Raw genomic sequence first — 22,469 nt, 5'->3', positions numbered from 1 at the left:
GTCGAAGCCCACTCTCCCAATCCACTACCCCACCCGTTGCTCTTCCCGCCGGTCCAACATCTCGCGCACCTTCCCCGCCAGTTCCGCGTAAGTGAAAGGCTTGGTCAGCAACTCCACCCCCGGGTCCAACCGCCCATGGTGGAATATCGCGTTGCGCGCATAGCCCGTCGCGAACAGGATCTTAAGCTCTGGCCGCCTCGCCGTAGCTTCCCGGGCAACGTCCGCGCCGGTCATCCCACCGGGCAGCACCACATCGGTAAATAGCAGGTCGACCGGCACCGGGGCGTGCTCCAGCGCGTCGAGCGCCGCCGCTCCGTTACTGGCCTCGATCACCCGATAGCCCAGCTCGTTCAGCACCTCGACCGCATAGGCGCGGACATTATCGTCATCCTCGCACACCAGAACCGTTTCATCGCCCCCGCTCACGGCCGGGCGCGGCGCCTCCTCCAACTGATCATTTGCTGGCACCAGCCCATGATAGCGCGGCAGGTAAATCTTGACGCTCGTCCCTTCGCCGACCTCCGAATAAACCCGGATGTGGCCGCCCGACTGCTTGATGAAACCATAGACCATGGACAGCCCAAGCCCGGTGCCCCGGCCCACCTCCTTGGTGGTGAAGAAAGGCTCGATCGCGTGGCTCAACGTCTCGGCATCCATGCCCTGTCCTGTGTCCGACAGGCTGATCAGCACATATTGCCCAGGCTGCACATCCTCTTCCTTCGCCGCATAATGGTCATCGATATGCGTATTGGCGACCTCGATGGTCAGCTTGCCGCCACCGGGCATCGCATCACGGGCGTTGACCGCGAGGTTCAACAGCGCATTTTCCATTTGATTAAGGTCGATCTCAATCGGCCAGGCGCGCGCGGTCTGAATCGTCTCAACCTCGATCCGCTCGCCCAATGTGCGGCTCAGCAACTCAGACATGCGGCTCACCAGCCGATTGGGGTTCACACGCTCGGGCGCCAATGGCTGGCGGCGGGAAAAGGCGAGCAGCCGCTGCGTCAGCATGGCTGCACGTTCGGCGCCCGCCATCGCATTGTCCGCCGCACGGCGCATCCGCTCATTATCATTGAGGCCGCGCTGGAGCAGTTCAAGATTGCCCGTCACCACCTGCAACAAATTGTTGAAGTCATGGGCCACGCCACCGGTCAACTGGCCGAGCGTCTCCATCTTCTGCGCCTGCCGCAACGCGGCCTCCGCATCGGCAAGCGCGCGGGCATGGGCGCGCTGTTCGGTAACATCCCGCGCCACGCAATAGATCAGCCCATTGTCGGGCACCGCTGTCCAGCTGAAGTTACGATAATCGCCGTCCTTTGTTCGGAACCTGTTTTCAAAGCGCCGCGTGGGAATGCCTTGCTGGAGCGTATCAACCTCGTTCCGGACATGCGCGACATCATCGGGATGCTCCATCCATTCCGACGTGCGGCCGATCAACTCCTCCTGGCTCCATCCCAATATGTCCGTCCATGCAGGGCTGGCCGACAGCCATGTGCCGTCCATGTCGGCTATCAGAAAAGGGTCGCGGGCCAGCGTCCATAATCGGTTGCGATCCGCCAGCATCTCCCGCTCGGTTCGGACGCGCTGCGTCGTCTCATTGACGATGCACAGCGCCCCGCCGATCGACCCGTCCGCTTCGAACACGGGTGAATAGCTGATGTCGAAATAGACTTCCTCGCCCCGGCCGCCATCCCGCTCGATGTAAAAGGGGCGGTCCTTGGCATGCACCGTCTCGCCCTTTTCGAGTACCGACAGCAGCAGCGGCTCCAGATCGTCCCACAGCTCGGCCCAATTCTCCCGTGCCGGACGGCCCAATGCCCCCGGATGCTTGTCGCCAATCGTCGGCGCATAGGCTTCATTATAGAGCGCGCAGAGTTCAGGACCCCAGAACAGCACGATCTCCGCCTTGGAAGACAGCATCAGCCGCACCGTTGATATCAGCGCAGGCGACCATTGGCGGACCGGACCCAGAGGGGACCCGTCGCCGATGCGCGCCGTCAGGTCTCCGATCGGACCCTGCGCAGCGATCATCCCGGCAGTGTCGTTCGCCAGGGCGCTCATCGATTATCCTCTGTTAAGAAGTGCATAGACGGGATACGCCTGTGCGGTGATTTGTATCCGCTCGTTACGGGGCGTTGCGACCTTTTGTCCAATGGGCGCCCTCTTGCAACAATCCGGGCATCGGCGCATGGATCGGCGCCATGACCGAACTTGCCCTTCGCCCGGCCATGGCTACATCCCGCCCACTTTCCATCGCCCGCTGGCTGCTCACGGTAGCCGCGCTGGTTTTCTGCATGGTCGTGGTGGGCGGCATCACCCGGCTCACCGAATCGGGCCTGTCGATAACGCAGTGGAAGCCGATTACCGGCGCCATACCGCCTCTTACCCATGACCAGTGGATGGAGGCATTTCGCCTTTATCAGCAGATCCCCGAATATCAGCAGTTGCGGCAGGGCATGGCCCTGTCCGATTTTCAGTTCATCTTCTTCTGGGAATGGGTGCATCGGCTGCTTGGACGACTGATAGGCCTCGCCTTCGCCCTGCCGCTCCTGTGGTTCGCCTTTCGCCGCGCGATCCCGTCCGGCTATGGCTGGCGTCTGGTCGCTTTGCTGGCGCTCGGGGGGCTTCAGGGCGCAATCGGCTGGTGGATGGTCACCTCTGGTCTGTCCGTGCGCACTGATGTCAGCCATTACCGGCTTGCGGTCCATCTGCTGACGGCACTCTTCATCATCGGCGGCCTTGTCTGGACGGCGCTTGATCTGTTTGCCCTGGCGCGGAGCCCGGCCGTCCGTCCTGCCGCGCTCAGGCCTTTTGCGCTGGTCGTCCTGCTGGCGCTGCTGGTCCAGCTGATGTTCGGCGCGTTCACCGCCGGGCTCGACGCCGGCTATGTCTCGAACAATTGGCCGCTCATGAACGACCATCTCGTGCCGGAAGGGATTTCGTGGCTGGGATCGCTTTGGGCGACCTTGTCCAGCGACCCTTATCTCGTCCATTTCATCCATCGCTGGTGGGCATGGGTTGCCGCCGCGATGTTGATCCTGCTCGCGCGGAGGGCAAAGAGGGCGGGGCGGCGCGGTCCCTCGATCGCCATCAATGCTGCCGTCGGCACGCAGATCGCGCTGGGCATCGCCACCGTCGTCAGCGGCATCGCCTTGCCGCTCGCGGTGCTGCATCAGGCGGTCGGCGCCCTCGTCGTCGCTTCCGCGGCCTGGGGTGCGCATGCGATCGGGGCACGCCGGGCGTGAGCGGCGTCGCGCTCGTCTACACGCTCTTCGGTTCGGCGGAGGCCGCCGACCGCGTCGCGCGCCAGCTTATCGGGGAAGGGCTTGCCGCCTGCGCCAACATGCTCGGGGCTGCGACGTCGCTCTACGAATGGAACGGGGTGCTGGAAAGCGCGGCGGAGGTGCCGGTGCTGTTCAAGACAACGCCCTCGCGCCGCGACGCCCTGATGGCGCGGATCGCGGAACTTCACGACTATGAAGTGCCCGCCATCCTCGCAATACCGGTGGAAAGCGCCGATTTAAGCTACGCAAAATGGGTGGCTGAACAGATCGTGAAGTGACGGGTATCATTTTACCCGTCAGGAAACCCGCCGAATCTCTTGACTTCCTGAACCTCACCGGTCATTAGCGCCCATCTTTGATCGCCCTCAAAACGCGTTCAATTCACTATTTCATTCTGGAGATTGGCACCATGAAGGCGCTGATGAAGACCACTAAGCCGGCAACCCCGGCAACGGTCGAAAAGAAGTGGATCCTGATCGACGCGGAAGGTCTCGTCGTCGGCCGCCTCGCCTCGACCGTCGCGAACATCCTTCGCGGCAAGCACAAGACCAGCTTCACGCCCCACGTCGATTGCGGTGACAATGTCATCATCATCAACGCTGGCAAGGTGAAGTTCACCGGCCGCAAGCTGACCGACAAGGTCTACTACAAGCACACCGGCTATGCTGGTGGCATCAAGGAAACCACGCCTGCCAAGATCCTGGAAGGCCGTTTCCCCGAGCGCGTGCTTGAAAAGGCCGTTGAGCGCATGATCCCACGTGGTCCGCTCGGCCGTCAGCAGATGCGCAACCTGCGCATCTTCGCCGGTGCTGAACATCCGCACGAAGCGCAGAACCCCGAAGTGCTCGATTTCGCATCGCGCAACCGCAAGAACAAGGTGGGTGCATAATGTCCGATAACCGCCAGTCCCTGTCCGACCTCGCGTCGCTGACCGCCAACGCTCCCGCGCCCGCCGCTGGTGAGACCGTCGCTGCCGACGCGCCGATCGCTCCTGTTCAGCCCTCGGCTCCCCTACGCGCCCAGGAAATCGACAGCCTCGGCCGCGCTTATGCGACCGGCCGCCGTAAGGATGCCGTCGCCCGCGTCTGGGTGAAGCCCGGCACCGGCAAGATCACGGTCAATGGCCGCGATCAGGAAGTATATTTCGCTCGCCCGACCCTGCGTCTGGTGATCAACCAGCCCTTCGGCATCACTGAGCGTGAAGGTCAGTATGACGTGATCGCCACCGTCAAGGGCGGCGGTCTCTCGGGCCAGGCTGGTGCGGTCAAGCACGGCATTGCCCAGGCTCTGTCGAAGTATGAGCCGGCGCTGCGCAGCGCGGTCAAGGCCGAAGGCTTCCTGACCCGCGACAGCCGTACCGTCGAGCGTAAGAAGTACGGTCGCGCCAAGGCTCGCCGCAGCTTCCAGTTCTCGAAGCGCTAAGCGTCAGCTACCAATATTTTGGAAGGGGCCGGTTTTCCGGCCCCTTTTTCTTTGTCTGCAACCGTTGCGCAATCGTACCGGTGGCAACCTTCGGTTACTCCAAGTTGTTGACCCATCGTAGCTTTCGATAGGAGGACGTTATGGGTGAAATGACTGACAAGGTTAAAGCGGCAGGCAATAAGATTGCTGGAGCGGTCAAGGAAGCTGCGGGTCGGAACCAGAATGATGCCGACTTGGTCGCAGAGGGTAAGGCGCAGAAGGCTAAGGGCACCGCTCAGGACATCAAAGGGTCTGTGAAGGGTGCGCTTGGCGACAAGATTTGACCCAACCCAACCCGATATAATTTAAGAGAGGCCTCGCCAACTGGTGGGGCCTTTCGCTTATCGGTTAGTCCCTAAGTCCGCTTGGTGAGGCATGTTCTTCCGCTTCGCTCAGATAGGCCCGCACATCTCGCCGCAGCTCTCCCGCGCAGAGATAAAGCGCTATGACGTTGGGAATTGCCATCAGGAAAAAGCTGCTATCGACGATGTCCACGACCCGACCTAGGTCGATCGCGGCCGCAGGAGGCAGCGCGACGATATAGAGGATCTTGTAGCTCCACTGCGCCTTTGGCCCATGACCGAACAGATACCCCCAAGCCTGAAGGCCGTAAAAGCCCCATGCGACAAGCGTGGAATAGGCGAACAGCACAACGACGATCGCTAGCAGCCATGGAAACCACGGTGATACCTGCGAGAAGGCGGCGGACGTGATCGCGATACCTTCCAGTCCCGACGTCCAAGTGCCCGCGACCACCAACGCCAGGCCACCTAGGGAACAGACGATCATTGTGCCGAGCAGCGGTTCAAGCAGGGCCACCAGTCCTTCTGAAACCGGATGACGCACTCGTGCCAAGCTGTGCGCCATGACCGCGGAGCCGACACCGGCCTCGCTCGCAAAGACCGCTCGCCTCATCCCCGAGACAAAGGCGCCGACAGCGCCCCCCCGTGGCCGCGCTGCCATTCCAGGCGCCGTGCCATATCTGGGCCAATGCGTCGGGTATCGCTGGTGCGTGGATGATGAGGACGGCGGCGACACCAACGAGATAGATGGCTACCTTGAGTGGTGTGAGACGTTTCGCGACCTCGCCAAGCCATGCCGCGCCGCCCAGTGTCACCAGCGCCACGGCGGCGGCTAACAGCGCGCCATAGGCCCAGCCGTCAGAGAGGCCGGTTACAACCTTCACCTGCGCGAAGCTCTGGTTCACCTGCACCATCGGGATCGCGCCGAACAGCGCAAAGAAGGCGTAAAGGCCCCCAAGCGTAAGGCCCAGACGAGGCCAGCCGCGCGTCGCGCCGATGGCTCTGAGCACATACATGGGGCCGCCATGCACATGGCCGCGCTGATCGAATGTCCTGTATTTGAGGCCGAGCGTGACTTCGGCCATCTTCACGGTCATCGCGAACCAGCCGATCACGAACATCCACAAGATCGCGCCCGGCCCGCCCATGGTCAATGCAACCGCGACCCCGGCGATGTTCCCGAGACCGATCGTTCCGGCGAGCGCGGTGGTCAAGGCGCCCCACTGACTGACGTCGCCCGTGGCCTCGCCCGCGCGTGGCTGGGTCCGCAATATCCGTAGCGCCCGTCCCACGGCGTGGGCATTGGGGAAGCCCAGCCAGATGGTGAAAAACAACATCGGGATCGCAAGATAGAGGACGATCAGTTCGATCCGAACACCCAGAACGGGAACCTTGAAGAAGACCGCGCCTGAAAGCGCGTCCACCGCTGCATTGAAACCATCCATTTGCTATGGGATGACTGCTGGCCAGTGGAAAGTCGAACAAAGATTGCTATGGACGACGGCAACTTACGCCGCGTTGCAGGACAGAAATCATGAGCAAGCGTTATTTCGGCACCGACGGTATCAGGGGCCGCACGAACCAATGGCCGATGACCGCCGAACTCGCGATGAAGGTCGGCATGGCTGCGGGAAAGCATTTTCAGCGCGGGAGCCATAGGCATAGGGTTGTGATCGGTAAGGACACACGCCTGTCAGGCTATATGGTTGAAAACGCGCTGGTCGCGGGATTCACTGCGGTGGGGATGGACGTCGTTCAATTCGGGCCGATTCCAACGCCCGCCGTGGCGCTGCTGGCGCATTCGATGCGTGCCGATCTGGGCGTCATGATTTCGGCCAGCCACAATCCCTATGCCGACAACGGGATCAAGCTGTTCGGACCTGACGGCTACAAGCTGTCCGATGAAGACGAGCTGAAGATTGAAGCGATGCTGGAGCAGGATATTCCGCTTGCGGCTTCATCGGAAATCGGACGTGCGCGCCGGGTCGAGGACGCCCGGGGCCGCTACATCCATGCGGTCAAGTCCAGCTTTCCCGCAGACCTTCGTCTCGACGGGCTGAAGATCGTCGTCGATTGCGCGAACGGTGCCGCTTATCAGGTCGCGCCCTCGGCTCTTTGGGAATTGGGTGCTGAGGTCATCGCGATTGGCGTGACGCCAAATGGCATCAATATTAATGATGGTTGTGGATCGACCTCTCCGCTTCTGTGCCAGGAAACGGTCGTGTCGTCCGGTGCGGACATCGGGATCGCTCTTGACGGCGATGCCGACCGGCTGATCGTCGTGGATGAGAAGGGCCAGATCGTTGATGGCGATCAGATCATGGCGCTGATCGCGAGCAATTTCGCGCGCGATGGATTGCTGCGGGGGGGCGGACTGGTTGCGACGGTTATGTCCAACCTAGGCTTGGAGCGCTTTCTGGCTGCGCAGGGGATCAATCTCGAGCGTACCAAGGTTGGGGATCGTTATGTGCTGGAGCGGATGCGTGAGGGTGGCTTCAATGTCGGCGGTGAACAGTCGGGGCATATGATCCTGTCCGATTATGCGACGACCGGCGACGGGACTGTTGCAGCGCTGCAGGTGCTAGCGGCGCTTGTTCGCGCGGGCAAGCCCGCCAGTGAAGTGCTGCATCAGTTCGATCCCGTGCCGCAGTTGCTCAAGAATGTCCGCTTTTCCGGTGGCAAGCCGCTGGAGCATGAGGAGGTCAAGCGGGTGATCGCTCAGGCGGAGGGCGAATTGAATGGTTGCGGCAGATTGGTCATTCGTCCGTCCGGCACGGAGCCTGTAATCCGTGTCATGGCGGAGGGCGATCGGGAAGATCAGGTGCAGGATGTCGTCCAACGGATCTGTGACGCTGTCGCGAAGGCTGCGGCCTGATGCTGGATATGCGTCCTGATTGCGAGCGCTGCGGCGTGGATCTGCCAGCTGCGGAGCCGGGCGCTTTCATTTGCTCATTCGAATGCACCTTTTGCACGGCGTGTGCCGAGGCGCTTGATGACCGTTGCCCTAATTGTGGCGGGGAACTGATGGACCGGCCGACGCGAGCAGGGGATGCGCTTGCCAGCTATCCGGCTTCTACCGAGCGTCGCTACAAAGCATGAGGCCCGCGCGCATTTTGGTCATCGCCGGGTCGGACAGTGGCGGAGGGGCTGGCATTCAGGCGGATATCCGCACAGTCACGCTGCTGGGTGGGCATGCGATGACCGCGATCACTGCGATCACTGCTCAGAATACGCTGGGGGTGCAGGGCGTGCATGCGGTGCCCACCGATATGGTGTTGCGGCAGATGGATAGCGTCATCAGTGATATCGGCGTGGATGCGGTGAAGATCGGGATGATCGGTTCGGCTGAGACCGCGCAGGCCGTTGCTGATCGATTGGCCGAATTGGTCGATGTTCCGGTCATATTCGATCCGGTGATGGTCGCTACCAGTGGATCGGTGCTGGCGGATGAGGCGACGATTGCGGCGTTTGAGCGGTTGATGGCGCTGGCGACTTTGGTGACGCCGAATATTCCGGAACTGGAGGCGCTGGGGGGCGAGGAGATTGCGATCCGTTTCGGTACGCATGTGCTGGCGAAGGGTGGGCATGGCGAGGGGGCGATGCTGACGGATCGGCTGATTGGGCCAAAGGGGTTGGTAAAGTCATGGAGCAATGCGCGAATTGAAACGATTCATACGCATGGGACCGGGTGTACCTTGGCCAGTGCTATTGCTGCTCGGTTGGGGCAGGGTTCAAATCTAGTAGAAGCCATTGAATTTGCTCGTAAATATGTCAGGGAAGCGTTGATGTTGGCGCCGGGGCTGGGGCAGGGTCATGGGCCTATGGGGGCACCGTTCGGGTTTCACCAACATGCCTGATTTCGCGCATGAGCGGCTGCATCATCCGGGTCTGGTCGCAGGCGTGGACGAAGCAGGCAGGGGGCCGCTTGCGGGGCCGGTCGTGGCCGCTGCCGTCATCCTGCGGCAGGAGGATTGCCCGGATGGCCTTAACGACAGCAAGCAGTTGACCGCCGCGCGGCGTGCCGTGCTGGAGGTCGAAATCAAGGCACGGGCGCTGTGCTGGGGGATTGGGGTCGCGTCGGTCGAGGAGATTGACGAGATCAACATCCTGTGGGCGACGATGCTGGCGATGACGCGCGCGGTCGAGGCGCTGGCGCATGATTGTGCGCATGTGCTGGTGGACGGCAATCGTTGCCCGAAATGGCGGTGGGCATCGACGGCCGTGGTGGAGGGCGACGCCAAATGCCTGTCGATCGCCGCCGCGTCGATATTGGCCAAGGAAGCGCGCGACCGCATGATGATAGAGGCGGCCGTGGCGCACCCCCATTATGGCTGGGAAAGCAATAAGGGCTATGGCAGCCCGATGCATTTGGCGGCGCTGCGGGAACATGGTCCGACGCCGCTGCATCGTCGCAGTTTTGCCCCGGTCGCGCAGCTGGTGCTGTTGTAGGACTTCGGCCGAATGGTCGCCGGATAGGCCGACTTTGGCCATTCAAGGGTAAACCCGACGCCGGCTGGTTTCTGCCGTGACAAGATCAGTCCGTGGGAGCCGGCTTTCGGGCTTGACCCGGGGTCTCGCTGCCTCGGCAGCATCGGATAAGAAGCGGGACCTCGGAGCAAGTCCGGGGTGACGATCACTCAAACTGATCATGCTCTAACCTGTGCCACCGAGGGATTAAGAAACGCGAGTGGGAGGCCGCTTGTTGGCTGGCGTTTCCGTGCATTATGACTAAGAAAGACTTAATGCGCGTGATGCCGTTCCTGTTGGCGCTTGCCGCCATGGTTTCCCTTCAGCCGCTGAGCGAAACTGTTGCCGAGGCCGCGATTCCCGATGGTGAGGTGGTGCAGCCGGGCGGCTATCGTTGGTTGGAGGAAGGGCCGTTCGATGGGCCGCTTTACCTGATCATCAGCCTTCAGCGGCAGATGGTCCATGTTTATAACGGCGACCGGCTGGTGGGCGTGGCGAGCGTGTCAACGGGCACGGCGAGACATCGGACCCCGACCGGCGAGTTCACGATCCTGCAAAAGCGGGAATGGCATCGGTCGAACCTCTACAGCAATGCGCCCATGCCGTTCATGCAAAGGCTGACATGGGATGGGGTGGCGCTGCATGCGGGGCATAATCCCGGCTATCCGGCGAGCCATGGTTGCATAAGATTGCCTACTGCCTTTGCCCGGACATTATTTGGGATGACTCAGCTTGGGACGCTGGTTCGGGTGAATTCGGATGAGTTGAGGCCTGCGTTGATGCTGGATCGGCTGGTGCTGGATGATCCGGGGACGGCGGTGGTCACTTTCACGCCCGGTGCCAAGCCGCCGGTGGTGGAGCAGGCTAAGGTTGAATTGGCGGCTAGGGATGTGCCTGTGCTGGCGATTGATCCGAGTGTGTTTCGGCCACGGTTGCGGCGGTGGTAGGGTTGGTGCGCGTGTTTTCCGGGAGGTCTGGCGACTTCGTTTTGAACAGGTGAGGGCTCGGTTTTGTTCGGCCTGAACGAAAGTGAGGCGGGACGGCTTACGCGCTGATAACGTGCCTTTGTAGCGTTCCGGGTTGATTGTTGAAGAGAAGGAAGAGGCTTCGACAAGCTCAGCCCGAACGGGGTTGGGTTGTTGGCCTGAAACCCAGGGCGAACAGGGTTAAGAGTGCTTGCGATCCTTAGACCGCACTGAGCCCCGCGTCGGCGAGGCCGCGCCATAGGTGCAGGGCCTGGACGCTTTCCTTTACGTCATGGACACGCACCATTTGGGCGCCCGATTGCGCGGCGCGGAAGGCGAGGGCGATCGAGCCGCCTAGGCGTTCGGGGGCGGGGGCTTCGTTGGAGAGCGCGCCGATCAGACGCTTGCGGCTTCCGGCGAAGAGGAGGGGCACGCCGAGGCCCTGAAAGGTGGCGAGGCCGTTGACCAGCGCCAGATTGTCCGCGAGCGATTTGCCGAAGCCCAGGCCCGGATCGATCATGATCCGGTCGCGAGCGATGCCTGCCGCCACACAGGCTTCGATGCGGCTTTCGAGGATGTCGAACACATCGGCGATGACATCGCCATAGCCGCCCGGATTGTCGTGGGGGTCATCGCCGGAGGAAGGCGCATGCATCAGGATGACGGGGCAGGTAGCGCGCGCGGCGACTTCCATCGCGCGGGGGTCGTGGGCGAGGGCGCTGACGTCGTTGATGACCTTTGCACCTGCTGCGAGCGCCGCTTCCATGACGCCAGCTTTGCGGGTGTCGATGGAGACCGGGACGCCTGCGGCTGCCAGCTTTTCGATGACGGGGACGACGCGGGCGATTTCGTCGCCCTCCCAGACTTTGGGCGCTTTGGGGCGAGTGGATTCTCCGCCTATGTCGATCAGCGCTGCGCCTGCTGCCGCCATGGCAAAGCCTGCGTCGGCGGCGGCTTGCGGGTCGTCCATATGCTTGCCGCCATCGGAGAAGCTGTCGGGTGTGACGTTGAGGATCGCCATGACTTGCGGCGCGTCGAAGCGGATGGTGCGATCGCCTAGTGCGAGCGGCTGCCGTTGGGCGGAAATGTTGGCGGCCAGGCGCTGGGCTCGTTCGGCGAGCGGAGCGGGGAGGGTGGCGATGGTTTCCGTGAACTGGGCGACCGGGATTGTGGTTCGGGCGAGGCGTTGGGAGCCTTGAAGTGCGGTTAGCTCATAGGCCTGGAACCAGAGGAGGCCGTTGGCCATCCGTGCCGCTGACCCATCGGGCAGGCCGATGGGGGAGGGGACGAACCATGTGGGCTTTAGGTACAGCCGGGCGTCTTGAGGGAGAGTAGAGAGGGTCATGGCTGGTCTCGTTCACGCTGCGCCTGTCGAGGGCTTTTCCTTGTTAAAGGAAAGGAAGGGGCTTCGACAGGCTCAGCCCGAACGGAGGTTGGTTTGGAGCCGTGAAATGGGCGCTTATCAGGGCTCGTTCGCCAAGAGGTACGTCTGGCGCAGCGTGTCGATGGGCTTGAGCACGCCATCGACTTCATGATGCCAGAAGGTCCAGCCATTGCAGCTGGGCGCATTTTGCAGGGTTGCGCCCATCTTGTGGATTGAACCGGTGTCCGTGCCGACGCTGAGCGAGCCGTCCGCGCGCACGGTGGCCTGCCAGCGGCGCTTGGCGTCGGTCAGGATCGCGCCGGGCTGAAGATAGCCGGTTTCGACGAGCGTGCCGAAGGCGACCTTGGGCTGGCTCTTGGCGCTTTGCATGATGGTGAGGGCGGATTCGTCCAGCGGCAGGGCGGCTTCGATGCGCTCCATCGCGACTTCGATATAGCTGTCCTCGCGTTCGATGCCGATCCATTTGCGGCCGAGACGCTTTGCGACGGCACCGGTGGTGCCGGTGCCGAAGAAGGGGTCGAGCACGACGTCGCCGGGCTTGGTGCAGGCCAGAAGCACGCGATAGAGTAAGGATTCGGGCTTTTGCGTCGGGTGCGCCTTCGTCCCGTTGCGCTTCAACCGTTCCTGTCCGCCGCAGATTGGCAGCACCCAGTCGGAGCGCATTTGCAGCTCGTCATTGAGCGTCTTCATCGCCTTGTAGTTGAACGTATATTTGGCGTCCTCGCCCTGGCTGGCCCAGATCAGCGTTTCATGCGCGTTGGTGAAGCGGGTGCCCTTGAAATTGGGCATGGGGTTGGACTTGCGCCAGATGATGTCGTTGAGAATCCAGAAGCCTTCGTCCTGAAGGGCAGTGCCGACGCGGAAGATATTGTGGTAGCTGCCTATGACCCAGATGCTGCCATTAGGCTTCAGGATGCGGCGGGCCTGCGCCAGCCATGCCTTGGTAAAGCGGTCGTAGCTGCTGAGCGTATCGAATTTGTCCCAGTCATTGTCGACGGCATCCACCCGGCCGCCTTCGGGGCGGAACAGGTCACCGCCCAGCTGAAGATTATAGGGCGGATCAGCGAAGATCATGTCGATGCAGGCGTCGGGCAGCTTTGCCATTTCGGCGATGCAGTCGCCGCGCAGCAGGCAGTTTGCCGGGACGTTGACCGCCTCTTTTTCAATCGGCGCAACCGCCCTTTTACGCCGCGGTGCGACGCGTTCCATGACACCCATTATGTGACCCCCATTCGTTTCGAGGACCAGCGTTGAGTCGTCGAGAGTCCGGCGTCAAGATCAACGGCTTAGCCGTAGAGCCTCAGACAAAAGTTAACAGCGTGAGAACGAAAGAGGTAGACACGACATGTTGAGTCCGGATTTAGCCACGGGACTCAATATCAGGTGGTGTGACTCAAAAGACTCAGCTGCTGGACCCCGCCAACTTTTTTTGGTTAACGTCGCTTGGACCCTTCAAAAACGGTCTTCGCTTGATCTATTCATAATCATTTGGTTATGACTTCGCAATGAACGATACACTTTCAGGCGGCGACCGCTCGGCGGCATGTGATGAACTTTTCAAGGCGCTTTCCGACGGGACGCGGCGCGCTCTGCTGGAATATCTGGTGAAGGAGGGGGAGCAGAGCGTCCATGCTCTGACAGCCGTTTCCGATGTATCGCAACCGATGGTGTCGCGGCATTTGGGGAAGTTGAAGCGGGCGCGGCTGGTGACGGCTCGCCGTGCGGGGCGTGAGACCTATTATGCGGCGCGGGTGAAGGGCCTGGCTCCGGTCGTGCAATGGATGGCGATTTACGGGGCGCTGTGGTCGCAACGCTTTACCGCTTTGGAAGAATTGAGCGAGCCCGCCTGACGGGGCTACGCGCCACATTTTCCCTTGCATTGCGGGCCTAAATGGTGATCGAAGGCGCGATGATCCATGTTGCGGGAAGGGGCGGGGTGGGCCGCCCTAAGGGCATGCGGCATGGTGACGGGAAAAGAGACGTGGAGAAGATTGCAGGCCGCCTTGGCAAGATTCAGGGGCGCGCGCGCTTTGTCAGGGAAACACCCGATGTCAGGCGTCAGGCGCTGATCGAAGCGACGGCGCAATGCCTTGCGGAGAAGGGCGTGGCCGCGACTTCCGTTCGGGCGATCTGCGCGCGGGCGGGCGTGTCGGCGGGGTTGCTGACGCATTATTTCGATGGTGTCGATGCCCTGATCCTCGCCACCTACCGCGAGGTTGGAAATAAGGTGGCGGCGGCGTTGGAACAGGCCGTGGCGGAGGCGGGGCCTGATCCGCTTGACCGGCTATGGGCCTATATAAGGGCGAATTTGCAGCCGCCGGTGCTGGACCCCAATTTGCTGGCGACCTGGATTTCCTTCTGGAGTCTGGTGAAGACCAGTCCCGAGATCGCTGCGACGCATGCGGAGACCTATGGCGGGTCGCGCGAGCGGTTGGAGGTGTTGCTGCGCGAGGCGGCGCCGCAGATTCCGCGTCCTGCTGCGCGGATCGCGGCGATTGGTTTGACGGCCATGCTGGATGGGCTGTGGCTGGAGCTTTGTCTGGATTCCTCGACCTTCACCATCGATGAGGCGCTGGAGATGGCCAGGGAAGCCATGACCTATGTCCTTCAGAAGCCAAGGGATGAGCCGGTCGATCAACGAGTGGTGGGTTGATCGCTTTTCTCAATCAGTGGTGTGAAGAAAAGCAATTTCCCCTGACCCTGCTACCTCCCTACATAGGCCGGGCAACAGCAACCCCTCAGAAGGAACTGGAAAGCCCATGGCTCTCATCAATACCAGCATCAAGCCGTTCAAGGCGACCGCTTTCAAAGAAGGCAAGTTTGTCGACGTCACCGACGAGGACGTGAAGGGCAAGTGGGCGATCTTCTTCTTCTACCCCGCTGACTTCACCTTCGTGTGTCCGACCGAACTGGAAGACCTGGCCGGCATCTACCCGACGCTGCAGAAGCTGAACGTGGAAGTCTATTCGGTTTCGACCGACACGCATTTCAGCCACAAGGCCTGGCACGACACCTCGCCCGCGATCAGCAAGATCAACTATTATATGCTGGGTGACCAGTCGGGCACGATCACCAACAATTTCGACGTGATGCGTCCGGGCGTCGGCCTTGCCGACCGCGCGACCTTCCTGGTCGATCCCGAAGGCGTGATCCAGTTCATGGAAATCACTTCGGAAGGCGTCGGCCGCAATGCGACCGAACTGCTTCGCAAGGTCAAGGCTGCGCAATATGTCGCCGCTCACCCCGGCGAAGTGTGCCCGGCCAAGTGGGAAGAGGGTGAAGAAACCCTGGCTCCCTCGCTTGACCTCGTCGGCAAGATCTAAGCAAAACTCAGCCTTTCGCCGGGCCGGGTTGAGCAACTCCCCGGCCCGGCGGGGGTTATCCAAACATTTTTACCGCTATCATGCCGGGCCTTGAGGTCGCTCAGTCCGGCAAGCGGACCCGCGTGCCCACGGGCGGTGCGCCAATTCTATGGAGCTACGAAGATGTTGGACGCAAATCTGAAAGGTCAGCTGAAGACCTATATGGCGAACATCACGCAGCCGATCGAGCTGGTGGCGTCGCTGGACGAAGGCGCGAAATCGCGTGAACTGGAAGGGCTGCTGAACGAGATTGCCGAGTTGTCGGACAAGGTGGCGGTCACTTCCGGCAATGACAGGCGCAAGCCGAGCTTCATGATCCGGCGGGCTGGAACCGATATCGGCGTGACCTTTGCGGGCATTCCGATGGGGCATGAGTTCACATCGCTGGTACTGGGGCTGTTGCAGGTGGGCGGCCATCCGTCCAAGGCCGCGCAGGAGTTGATCGAGCAGATCAAGGATCTGGACGGCGACTTCGCTTTCGAAACCTATTTCTCGCTGTCATGCCAAAGTTGCCCGGACGTCGTGCAGGCGCTGAACCTGATGAGCGTCCTAAATCCTCGGATCAAGCATGTCGCGATCGACGGCGCGCTGTTCAAGGAAGAGGTGGATGCGCGTCAGGTGATGGCGGTGCCGACCGTGTTTCTGAATGGCGAGCCCTTCGCTTCGGGCCGGATGGAGCTGGAGCAGATCGTCGCGAAGATCGACAGCGGGGCGGCTGACCGTGCTGCTGACAGGGTTCGTGCGCAGGAGCCGTTCGAGGTGCTGATCGTTGGGGGCGGTCCCGCTGGTGCCGCGTCTGCCATCTATGCGGCGCGCAAGGGCATTCGCACGGGTGTCGCGGCGGAACGCTTCGGTGGGCAGGTGCTCGACACGATGGCGATCGAGAATTTCATCTCGGTGAGCCACACCGAGGGGCCGAAGCTCGCTGCTCAGCTGGAAGCGCATGTGAAGGATTATAATGTCGAGGTCATGAACCTGCAAAAGGCGGCCAAGCTGATCCCGGCCAAGAGCGAAGGTGGCTATCATGAGGTGGTGCTGGAAAATGGCGCGTCGCTGAAGGGGCGCACCGTCATCCTGTCCACCGGCGCACGGTGGCGGCAGATGGGCGTGCCGGGCGAGGACGAATATCGTAACAAGGGCGTGGCCTATTGTCCGCACTGCGATGGCCCCTTGTTCAAGGGCAAGCGTGTGGCAGTGATCGGCGGCGGCAATAGTGGTGTCGAAGCGGCGATCGATCTGGCCGGTATCGTTGCTCATGTGACGCTGATCGAGTTCGATAGCCAGTTGCGCGCCGACGCTGTGTTGCAGCGCAAGCTCGCCAGCCTGCCCAATGTGCGGATCATCACTTCGGCGCTCACTACCAAGGTGGACGGCGATGGAGCCAAGGTTACGAGCCTGTCCTACAAGGACCGCAACGATGGCACCGAGCATTATGTCGAGCTGGAGGGCATTTTCGTGCAGATCGGGCTGGTCCCGAACACGGAATGGCTGAAGGACGCGATCGCGCTGTCGCCACGCGGAGAGATCGAGATTGACGCCAGGGGCGAAACGAGTCAGCCAGGGATATTCGCTGCGGGCGACTGCACGACCGTGCCCTACAAGCAGATCGTGATCGCCATGGGAGCGGGATCGACTGCGGCGCTTTCCGCCTTCGACTATCTTATCCGCCTGCCCGCTTCGGAAGAGGCGGCGCAAGCAGCCTGACGAGACAGCCCCCGAGCGGGGAGCTGGGAAGCGGTCGCCCCCAGGCCCGGTGGCGACCGCTTCTTAGTGTGTTGGGTTGAGGGGGCCGTACCTCTTGATTGAATTCCTCACCCCGTTCGGGCTGTCCGAACGAGTCACTTGCCTCATTCGGATGTCGAAGCCCTCTTTCTTGAAAAAGGAAGTAAAAGCCCTGCGACAGGCTCAGGGCGAACGGTGTTTTTTAGAGGTGGTGCCGATTTACACCTCGATGCTTTGGAACGAGGCTAGCCAGCGTGGCGCGCCGTCAGCAGATAGTTGATCGCCTTGTTCGACGAAAGCGTGAAGCCCTTGCGCGGGTCGAAAGAGAGGCCGGTTACATCGGTCACCTCCAGTCCGGCCTTGGCGAGCATCTCGGTCAGTTCGTCAGGCGTCAGGAACTTGTCCCAGTCGTGCGTTCCCTTTGGAATGCCGCCGATACCTTCGCCGATGCGGATCATGGCGAGGCGTGAGAGTGGGGTGCGGTTTGGCGTGGACATGATGAGCATGCCGTTGGGATTGAGCTTGTCCGCCAGCGCACGGACGAAGGCGGCGGGGTCGGTGACATGCTCCACGACTTCCATGGAGGTTACGAGATCGAAGCTTCCGGCGTCGAGTTGTTCGACCGGCGTCGCTCGATAATCGATCATGAGGCCCTGACCACCCGCATGGGCGCGGGCGATGGCGATATTCTCTTCCGCTGCGTCGAGCGCGGTGACGGCAGCCCCCAACCGCGCCAGGGGTTCGGACAACAGGCCCGCGCCGCATCCCACATCCAGCGCAGATTTGCCTTCAAGCGGGTGGAAGCTGCTTTCTTCGCATAGCCAGTGCCGATCGATGGCGCTGCGGATATAGCGCAGCCTTACCGGATTGAGTTTGTGCAGCATCGCACTGCTGCCCTTGGGATCCCACCAGTCGGCTGCCATCGCGCCGAAGTGGGCGGCTTCGCGGGGGTCGATCGTGCTTGTCGCTGAATTGGCCATGAGCCTTGATTATCAAGCTCCGCAACGGCGCGCCACGGGCATTTATTTCTTGCGCGGTGGCGGGCCTTCGCCGTCGAGATATTTATCCTCGGCATCCAGCTGGCGGTGCAGCTCGCGCGTCGCTGCTTCCGTCCTCGCCAATTCTTCGGGGCTTCTGTGGCGCCGGTTGCTCATCATCACGTAGACCAGCACCGCCGCCAGCAGGATCGGGCCTCCGATCGTGATAAGCCCGTACAGGATTCCGTCCATGGCTTCTTCCTTCCATTCTTTGCGTAAAGGAATGAGTGGTGAGCCGTGGGGTTCCACCCGGCGATGGCTTGCTTGCCATATCCGCCGCTGCTGCTATAGCGGCGCCGTTTTTCCCCGGAGGGGGAGGGACGCTTTCCAGATCAGCAGACAGGTTTGACAGGCAAATGGCGCGCATCGTGATGAAATTCGGCGGCACCTCCATGGCGGGGATGGAGCGAATTCGCAACGTGGCCGCGCGCGTCAAGCATGTCGTCGAGCAGGGGCATGAAGTCGCCGTCGTCGTGTCGGCCATGGCAGGCGAGACGGATCGGCTGGTTGGGTTCTGCAAGGAGGCTTCCGCGCTTTACGATCCGGCCGAATATGACGTCGTGGTCGCGAGCGGCGAACAGGTTACTAGCGGTCTGCTCGCCATGACTTTGAAGGCCATGGGTGTGGACGCGCGCAGCTGGCTCGGCTGGCAGCTGCCCATTCGCACCAATGAAGCCCATGCCAAGGCGCGCATTGGCGAGATCGATACGATCGACCTGCTTTCGTCCATGCGCGGCGGCACCGTGGCGGTTATCCCTGGTTTCCAGGGCATGATGGAGGATGGCCGCATCTCGACTTTGGGTCGCGGTGGGTCGGATACGTCTGCCGTGGCGGTCGCGGCGGCTCTGAAGGCCGATCGCTGCGACATTTATACTGACGTCGACGGCGTCTACACCACCGACCCCCGCATCGTGGCGCGGGCGCGCAAGCTGGACCTCGTCACCTATGAGGAAATGCTGGAGCTGGCCTCGGTCGGGGCCAAGGTGCTCCAGACGCGCTCGGTCGGCCTCGCCATGAAGGAAGGCGTGGTCGTGCAGGTGCTTTCCTCCTTCGATGATCCCACCCAGACCGACCTCCCCGGCACGCTGATCGTCAGCGAGGAGGAACTGGAAGCCAAGCTCAAGGAAGACAAGATGGAACGTCAGCTCATCACCGGCATCGCCCATGACAAGAATGAGGCGAAGATCACCCTGACCCGCGTGCCGGATCGTCCGGGCGCGGTGGCGCACATCTTTGGCCCGCTGGCCGATGCGGCGATCAACGTCGATATGATCATCCAGAATGTCGGCCGCGACAAGGGCGAGACGGACGTCACCTTCACTGTGCCGGGCGCTGATCTGGCGCGTGCGCTGGACGTGTTGGAAAGCCAGAAGGAAGAGATCGGCTTTAATCGCGTGATCCCTGACACGAAGGTCGCGAAGATCAGCGTCGTGGGCGTGGGCATGAAGAGCCATGCGGGCGTCGCTTCGACCATGTTCAAGTCGCTGGCGGAGCGTGGGATCAATATCCTCGCCATCTCGACCAGCGAGATCAAGGTTTCGGTGCTGATCGACGAGGATGAGACGGAGCTGGCGGTGCGTGTGTTGCACACGGCTTATGGGCTGGACGCGCCGGTAGCGTAAAGATTAACTCCCCTCCCCTTCAGGGGAGGGGCCGGGAGTGGGGCCGTGCCCCATAGAACAATGCGTGGGGAAGCCCCCCCACCCCAACCCCTCCCCTGAAGGGGAGGGGCTTTGTGATTCTAGGAATATGCATATGACCAACGCCAAACTCACTTCCCTGATGGCTCGCGGCACCGAATTTCTTGGGTCTCAGGTTGCGATCATGTGCGGGGCGATGAGTTGGGTGTCGGAGCGGAACCTGGTGGCGGCCATCTCCAACGCGGGCGGCTTCGGTGTGATCGCTTGTGGTGCGATGACGCCCGAGCTGCTCGACAAGGAAATTGCGGCGACCAAGGCGCTGACCTCCAAGCCCTTTGGCGTGAACCTGATCACCATGCATCCGCAGCTGTTCGACCTGATCGAAGTGTGCGCGCGCCATGAAGTCAGCCATGTCGTGCTGGCGGGCGGGTTGCCGCCCAAGGGCAGCATCGAGGCGATCAAGGCGAAGGGCGCGAAGCTGATCTGCTTCGCCCCGGCGCTGAGTCTGGCGAAGAAGCTGGCGCGGTCGGGTGTTGATGCGTTGGTGATCGAGGGGATGGAAGCGGGCGGCCATATCGGCCCGGTATCGACCAGCGTGCTGGCGCAGGAGATTCTGCCGGAAATGGCGGCGCAGCTTCCGGTGTTCGTTGCTGGCGGTATCGGCCGTGGCGAGCTGATCGCGGGCTATCTAGAGATGGGTGCGGCGGGCGTGCAGCTGGGCACCCGTTTTGCCTGCGCGGCCGAGAGCATCGCCCATCCGAATTTCAAGAAATCCTTCTTCCGCGCGTCCGCTCGCGACGCGATCGCGAGTGTCCAGATCGACCCGCGTCTGCCGGTCATTCCTGTGCGTGCGCTCAAGAATAATGGCACGGAAGCCTTCACAGCCAAGCAGCGGGAAGTCGCCAATCTGCTCGACAGCGGTTCTGTCGACATGATGGAGGCGCAGCTGCAGATCGAACATTATTGGGCTGGTGCGCTGCGCCGTGCGGTGATCGATGGTGATGTCGAGGGCGGGTCGCTGATGGCGGGTCAGTCGGTCGGCATGGTCACCAAGGAAGAGCCGGTCGCGGAGATCATCGCGCAATTGATGGCCGAGGCTGCGGTTGCGCTGGAGCGCCGTGCCGCCTGAAACATATCCGGACCCGATATCGGGACGAGCCGAATCTCTTGAGGGATGAAGTGATCCGGGCGGTCATCGTCAGGAACGCGCGGCTTTGCCATGAGTTTTGCGCAGACAGTTCATCATAAGGGATATCGGGTTGCCTCTGCGTGCTGCTTCATGTCGTGTCTGGACAATCGCTTCGGTCGCCGCCTTGGCGCTGGTTGCGGGTTGCTCCACGCCCAAGGCTCCGCCGACGCCCCCGCCGCCGATCGTCCGGACGATCAAGCCCCTGCCGCCGATGGGCGCGGTGGAGGATATGAGCATTCCCGACGTTGATCCGCAGGGCAAATATCTGACGCCCAATCGCGGGGTGACGGCCAATACGGCGCTTTGGCATGTCCGGATGGCGCTGAACGTAGCGGCGCTGTCCTGCCATGGCGTGAACGAACCGGCGCGGGTGCAATATAATCAGATATTGCGGGTGCATAAGGACGTTCTTCAGGAGGCCAACGCGGCGGTCGATCGCAACTATACCGCCGCTTATGGGAGCGGTGGCCTTCAGTCGCGTGAGCTGCTGAATACGGTCGTCTATAATTTCTTTTCGCTGCCGCCGGTTCAGCCGACCTTCTGCAAGGCGGCGATTGAGGTCGGGGCGAAGGTGCTTGGCCTGCCGTCGAACCAGTTGTTGACCTATGCTCCGGAGGCTTTGACCGCGCTTGAGCAGCCGTTTCAGGAATTTTACGAGGCCTATGCAGACTATCTGCGGCGGCTGGCGGAGTGGCAGTCCCGCTTTGGCGGGACGGTGACGGTGATCGTGTCTCCGACGCCTTTACCACCGCCGCCCAAGCCGCCTGCGGAGATCGGGGCGGGCTTTGTGCCGCCGCCTGCGCTGCCAAGGTTGCGCGAGGAAAGCGGGCAGGCGCTGGTGCCGGGCGCAACGTCTGCGCCGCGCGTGAATGTGCCGACTTTTCCGGTGACGCGCTAATCGGAGGGATAGGTCGCGGGAGCCTTTGCGGGCAGGGGGAACAGGCGCACGAAGCGTTCCGCCAGGGCGTGGTCGCCCTCGACCTGAAGCGCTCCGGCGACGTCGTTGAAGCTGGCTCCACCATAGACGACGGCGGCCAGGGCGTTCTGGTCTCCGCTGAGGACGACGTCTGCACCCTCGACGAAGCCGCGATCGATGGTGAAGTCGCCACCCTTTAATAGCGCGCGAAATTCTTCCTCGCCGAAGCGGAAGCCGATTATGGCGTTCATGTCGCCGATGCGGTTGCGATCGATCATCGTGCGCATGGAGAGGACGACCGAGACGTTACTCATCGGCTGGCCGGGCTGCATCGTGGGTGAGCGGCTGGCCCAGCGGCCGAGCACCTGGAACAGGATTTCCGACTCGCGGCCCCATTGCGTCAGCTCGTAAATCTGGCTGGCGGCGGGTGGGGGCAGGCGGCGGCGGATGAGGACGCTGGCGGCTTCCAGTTCCTCCAGCCGTTGGGTCAGCACATTGGCGCTGATTCCGGGCAGGCTGGCGCGCAGATCGGTGAAGCGCTTGGGTCCTAGCATCAATTCCCGCATTATAGGCATGGCCCAGCGGTCACCGATAAGGTCCAGCGCATGGGCGACTGCACAGCCATCCTGATAGGCGCGCTTTTTCAATTGCGAGTCCTTAGTTATTTTTTCTAACTTAGATGTTGCATAAGATAATCTATGGGTCCACAAAGTTCAAGGCGGTGAGTCGAGAGCGATAGC

General features: G+C 61.8%; 23 protein-coding genes and 1 pseudogene. 17 read left to right on the top strand and 7 right to left on the bottom strand.

What is annotated here, in order from left to right; genetic code table 11:
* Positions 1–24: 24 nt before the first annotated feature.
* Entirely contained in the window at positions 25–2,061 is a 2,037-nt protein-coding gene (locus ACZ5TB_RS07305) for a hybrid sensor histidine kinase/response regulator (RefSeq protein ID WP_464790700.1), read from the bottom strand.
* A gap of 140 nt (positions 2,062–2,201) precedes the next feature.
* Between ACZ5TB_RS07305 and ACZ5TB_RS07300 the strand changes: the two genes are divergently transcribed.
* The 5 genes from ACZ5TB_RS07300 (at position 2,202) to ACZ5TB_RS07280 (ending at position 5,029) form a co-directional block, all read left to right on the top strand.
* Positions 2,202–3,245 (top strand): COX15/CtaA family protein, encoded by a 1,044-nt coding sequence (locus ACZ5TB_RS07300; protein ID WP_464790699.1) that lies wholly within the window; start codon positions 2,202–2,204, stop codon positions 3,243–3,245.
* On the top strand, positions 3,242–3,562 hold the full coding sequence (gene cutA / locus ACZ5TB_RS07295; RefSeq protein WP_464790698.1) for a divalent-cation tolerance protein CutA: 321 nt from the start codon (positions 3,242–3,244) through the stop codon (positions 3,560–3,562). The genes ACZ5TB_RS07300 and cutA overlap by 4 nt, the downstream gene beginning before the upstream one ends.
* Before the next feature lie 131 nt (positions 3,563–3,693).
* Complete coding sequence (gene rplM / locus ACZ5TB_RS07290; RefSeq protein ID WP_097092068.1) at positions 3,694–4,173, top strand: 50S ribosomal protein L13; 480 nt, start codon at positions 3,694–3,696, stop codon at positions 4,171–4,173.
* Positions 4,173–4,706, top strand: coding sequence for a 30S ribosomal protein S9 (gene rpsI, locus ACZ5TB_RS07285; protein ID WP_464790697.1), 534 nt, complete (start codon positions 4,173–4,175; stop codon positions 4,704–4,706). Before rplM ends, rpsI begins: the two co-directional genes overlap by 1 nt.
* 140 nt (positions 4,707–4,846) lie before the next feature.
* A complete protein-coding gene (locus ACZ5TB_RS07280) occupies positions 4,847–5,029 on the top strand; it encodes a CsbD family protein (protein ID WP_464777869.1) in 183 nt (60 codons plus the stop codon).
* 64 nt (positions 5,030–5,093) lie between these two features.
* Here the strand turns inward: ACZ5TB_RS07280 and ACZ5TB_RS07275 are convergent.
* Positions 5,094–6,492 (bottom strand): annotated as a pseudogene (locus ACZ5TB_RS07275) (alanine/glycine:cation symporter family protein).
* A gap of 89 nt (positions 6,493–6,581) precedes the next feature.
* On the opposite strand from ACZ5TB_RS07275, the gene glmM reads away from it, so the two are divergent.
* From glmM to ACZ5TB_RS07250, 5 genes are all read left to right on the top strand, one after another.
* Positions 6,582–7,922: a phosphoglucosamine mutase gene (glmM, locus tag ACZ5TB_RS07270; protein ID WP_464790696.1), complete on the top strand. Its 1,341-nt coding sequence runs from the start codon at positions 6,582–6,584 to the stop codon at positions 7,920–7,922.
* Entirely contained in the window at positions 7,922–8,146 is a 225-nt protein-coding gene (locus ACZ5TB_RS07265) for a DUF1272 domain-containing protein (RefSeq protein ID WP_464777866.1), read from the top strand. Before glmM ends, ACZ5TB_RS07265 begins: the two co-directional genes overlap by 1 nt.
* Positions 8,143–8,904 (top strand): bifunctional hydroxymethylpyrimidine kinase/phosphomethylpyrimidine kinase, encoded by a 762-nt coding sequence (gene thiD / locus ACZ5TB_RS07260; protein ID WP_464790695.1) that lies wholly within the window; start codon positions 8,143–8,145, stop codon positions 8,902–8,904. Before ACZ5TB_RS07265 ends, thiD begins: the two co-directional genes overlap by 4 nt.
* Positions 8,897–9,496 (top strand): ribonuclease HII, encoded by a 600-nt coding sequence (locus ACZ5TB_RS07255; RefSeq protein WP_464790694.1) that lies wholly within the window; start codon positions 8,897–8,899, stop codon positions 9,494–9,496. The genes thiD and ACZ5TB_RS07255 overlap by 8 nt, the downstream gene beginning before the upstream one ends.
* A 329-nt stretch (positions 9,497–9,825) precedes the next feature.
* Positions 9,826–10,461, top strand: a complete 636-nt coding sequence (locus ACZ5TB_RS07250; RefSeq protein ID WP_464792509.1) for a L,D-transpeptidase family protein — start codon at positions 9,826–9,828, stop codon at positions 10,459–10,461.
* Positions 10,462–10,699: 238 nt separating this feature from the next.
* Here ACZ5TB_RS07250 and folP read toward each other — a convergent pair whose 3' ends face one another.
* Both folP and ACZ5TB_RS07240 read right to left on the bottom strand, forming a co-directional pair.
* A complete protein-coding gene (folP, locus tag ACZ5TB_RS07245; RefSeq protein ID WP_464790693.1) occupies positions 10,700–11,824 on the bottom strand; it encodes a dihydropteroate synthase in 1,125 nt (374 codons plus the stop codon).
* A gap of 117 nt (positions 11,825–11,941) precedes the next feature.
* Positions 11,942–13,081 carry a DNA methyltransferase gene (locus tag ACZ5TB_RS07240; protein ID WP_464790692.1) on the bottom strand — a complete coding sequence of 380 codons (1,140 nt, stop codon included), beginning with the start codon at positions 13,079–13,081 and terminating at the stop codon, positions 11,942–11,944.
* A 287-nt stretch (positions 13,082–13,368) separates the two neighbouring features.
* Between ACZ5TB_RS07240 and ACZ5TB_RS07235 the strand changes: the two genes are divergently transcribed.
* The 4 genes from ACZ5TB_RS07235 (at position 13,369) to ahpF (ending at position 16,929) form a co-directional block, all read left to right on the top strand.
* Positions 13,369–13,713 (top strand): ArsR/SmtB family transcription factor, encoded by a 345-nt coding sequence (locus ACZ5TB_RS07235; RefSeq protein WP_464790691.1) that lies wholly within the window; start codon positions 13,369–13,371, stop codon positions 13,711–13,713.
* A 41-nt stretch (positions 13,714–13,754) separates the two neighbouring features.
* A complete protein-coding gene (betI, locus tag ACZ5TB_RS07230; protein ID WP_464790690.1) occupies positions 13,755–14,516 on the top strand; it encodes a transcriptional regulator BetI in 762 nt (253 codons plus the stop codon).
* Positions 14,517–14,622: 106 nt separating this feature from the next.
* Positions 14,623–15,186, top strand: coding sequence for an alkyl hydroperoxide reductase subunit C (gene ahpC, locus ACZ5TB_RS07225; protein WP_464790689.1), 564 nt, complete (start codon positions 14,623–14,625; stop codon positions 15,184–15,186).
* A 162-nt stretch (positions 15,187–15,348) separates the two neighbouring features.
* Complete coding sequence (ahpF, locus tag ACZ5TB_RS07220) at positions 15,349–16,929, top strand: alkyl hydroperoxide reductase subunit F (protein ID WP_464790688.1); 1,581 nt, start codon at positions 15,349–15,351, stop codon at positions 16,927–16,929.
* A 263-nt stretch (positions 16,930–17,192) separates the two neighbouring features.
* Here the strand turns inward: ahpF and ubiG are convergent, their stop codons facing one another.
* Both ubiG and ACZ5TB_RS07210 read right to left on the bottom strand, forming a co-directional pair.
* Positions 17,193–17,927 (bottom strand): bifunctional 2-polyprenyl-6-hydroxyphenol methylase/3-demethylubiquinol 3-O-methyltransferase UbiG, encoded by a 735-nt coding sequence (gene ubiG / locus ACZ5TB_RS07215; RefSeq protein ID WP_464790687.1) that lies wholly within the window; start codon positions 17,925–17,927, stop codon positions 17,193–17,195.
* Positions 17,928–17,969: 42 nt separating this feature from the next.
* Positions 17,970–18,176 carry a hypothetical protein gene (locus ACZ5TB_RS07210; protein ID WP_464790686.1) on the bottom strand — a complete coding sequence of 69 codons (207 nt, stop codon included), beginning with the start codon at positions 18,174–18,176 and terminating at the stop codon, positions 17,970–17,972.
* 164 nt (positions 18,177–18,340) lie between these two features.
* Here ACZ5TB_RS07210 and ACZ5TB_RS07205 point away from each other — a divergent pair, with 164 nt between their 5' ends.
* The 3 genes from ACZ5TB_RS07205 to ACZ5TB_RS07195 all read left to right on the top strand — a co-directional run bounded on the left by ACZ5TB_RS07205 (position 18,341) and on the right by ACZ5TB_RS07195 (position 21,711).
* Complete coding sequence (locus ACZ5TB_RS07205) at positions 18,341–19,606, top strand: aspartate kinase (RefSeq protein ID WP_196224203.1); 1,266 nt, start codon at positions 18,341–18,343, stop codon at positions 19,604–19,606.
* A gap of 133 nt (positions 19,607–19,739) precedes the next feature.
* Positions 19,740–20,753, top strand: a complete 1,014-nt coding sequence (locus tag ACZ5TB_RS07200) for an NAD(P)H-dependent flavin oxidoreductase (protein WP_464790685.1) — start codon at positions 19,740–19,742, stop codon at positions 20,751–20,753.
* A gap of 130 nt (positions 20,754–20,883) precedes the next feature.
* On the top strand, positions 20,884–21,711 hold the full coding sequence (locus ACZ5TB_RS07195; RefSeq protein ID WP_464790684.1) for a hypothetical protein: 828 nt from the start codon (positions 20,884–20,886) through the stop codon (positions 21,709–21,711).
* Here the strand turns inward: ACZ5TB_RS07195 and ACZ5TB_RS07190 are convergent.
* Positions 21,708–22,376, bottom strand: coding sequence for a winged helix-turn-helix transcriptional regulator (locus tag ACZ5TB_RS07190; RefSeq protein ID WP_464790683.1), 669 nt, complete (start codon positions 22,374–22,376; stop codon positions 21,708–21,710). The two genes, ACZ5TB_RS07195 and ACZ5TB_RS07190, sit on opposite strands and share 4 nt — an antisense overlap.
* Positions 22,377–22,469 lie beyond the last annotated feature (93 nt).

It is taken from the genome of Sphingobium sp. TomTYG74, assembly GCF_055393875.1.
Note: the sequence above shows the minus strand (reverse complement) of the source record. Positions and strands in the feature narration are given on the sequence as shown.

Coding starts and splice junctions, on each gene's coding strand:
- ACZ5TB_RS07305 (WP_464790700.1), bottom strand. CDS start 2,061: ATGAGCGCCCTGGCGAACGACACTGCCGGGATGATCGCTGCGCAGGGT.
- ACZ5TB_RS07300 (WP_464790699.1), top strand. CDS start 2,202: ATGACCGAACTTGCCCTTCGCCCGGCCATGGCTACATCCCGCCCACTT.
- rplM (WP_097092068.1), top strand. CDS start 3,694: ATGAAGGCGCTGATGAAGACCACTAAGCCGGCAACCCCGGCAACGGTC.
- rpsI (WP_464790697.1), top strand. CDS start 4,173: ATGTCCGATAACCGCCAGTCCCTGTCCGACCTCGCGTCGCTGACCGCC.
- ACZ5TB_RS07280 (WP_464777869.1), top strand. CDS start 4,847: ATGGGTGAAATGACTGACAAGGTTAAAGCGGCAGGCAATAAGATTGCT.
- glmM (WP_464790696.1), top strand. CDS start 6,582: ATGAGCAAGCGTTATTTCGGCACCGACGGTATCAGGGGCCGCACGAAC.
- ACZ5TB_RS07265 (WP_464777866.1), top strand. CDS start 7,922: ATGCTGGATATGCGTCCTGATTGCGAGCGCTGCGGCGTGGATCTGCCA.
- thiD (WP_464790695.1), top strand. CDS start 8,143: ATGAGGCCCGCGCGCATTTTGGTCATCGCCGGGTCGGACAGTGGCGGA.
- ACZ5TB_RS07255 (WP_464790694.1), top strand. CDS start 8,897: ATGCCTGATTTCGCGCATGAGCGGCTGCATCATCCGGGTCTGGTCGCA.
- ACZ5TB_RS07250 (WP_464792509.1), top strand. CDS start 9,826: ATGGTTTCCCTTCAGCCGCTGAGCGAAACTGTTGCCGAGGCCGCGATT.
- folP (WP_464790693.1), bottom strand. CDS start 11,824: ATGACCCTCTCTACTCTCCCTCAAGACGCCCGGCTGTACCTAAAGCCC.
- ACZ5TB_RS07240 (WP_464790692.1), bottom strand. CDS start 13,081: ATGGGTGTCATGGAACGCGTCGCACCGCGGCGTAAAAGGGCGGTTGCG.
- ACZ5TB_RS07235 (WP_464790691.1), top strand. CDS start 13,369: ATGAACGATACACTTTCAGGCGGCGACCGCTCGGCGGCATGTGATGAA.
- betI (WP_464790690.1), top strand. CDS start 13,755: ATGGTGATCGAAGGCGCGATGATCCATGTTGCGGGAAGGGGCGGGGTG.
- ahpC (WP_464790689.1), top strand. CDS start 14,623: ATGGCTCTCATCAATACCAGCATCAAGCCGTTCAAGGCGACCGCTTTC.
- ahpF (WP_464790688.1), top strand. CDS start 15,349: ATGTTGGACGCAAATCTGAAAGGTCAGCTGAAGACCTATATGGCGAAC.
- ubiG (WP_464790687.1), bottom strand. CDS start 17,927: ATGGCCAATTCAGCGACAAGCACGATCGACCCCCGCGAAGCCGCCCAC.
- ACZ5TB_RS07210 (WP_464790686.1), bottom strand. CDS start 18,176: ATGGACGGAATCCTGTACGGGCTTATCACGATCGGAGGCCCGATCCTG.
- ACZ5TB_RS07205 (WP_196224203.1), top strand. CDS start 18,341: ATGGCGCGCATCGTGATGAAATTCGGCGGCACCTCCATGGCGGGGATG.
- ACZ5TB_RS07200 (WP_464790685.1), top strand. CDS start 19,740: ATGACCAACGCCAAACTCACTTCCCTGATGGCTCGCGGCACCGAATTT.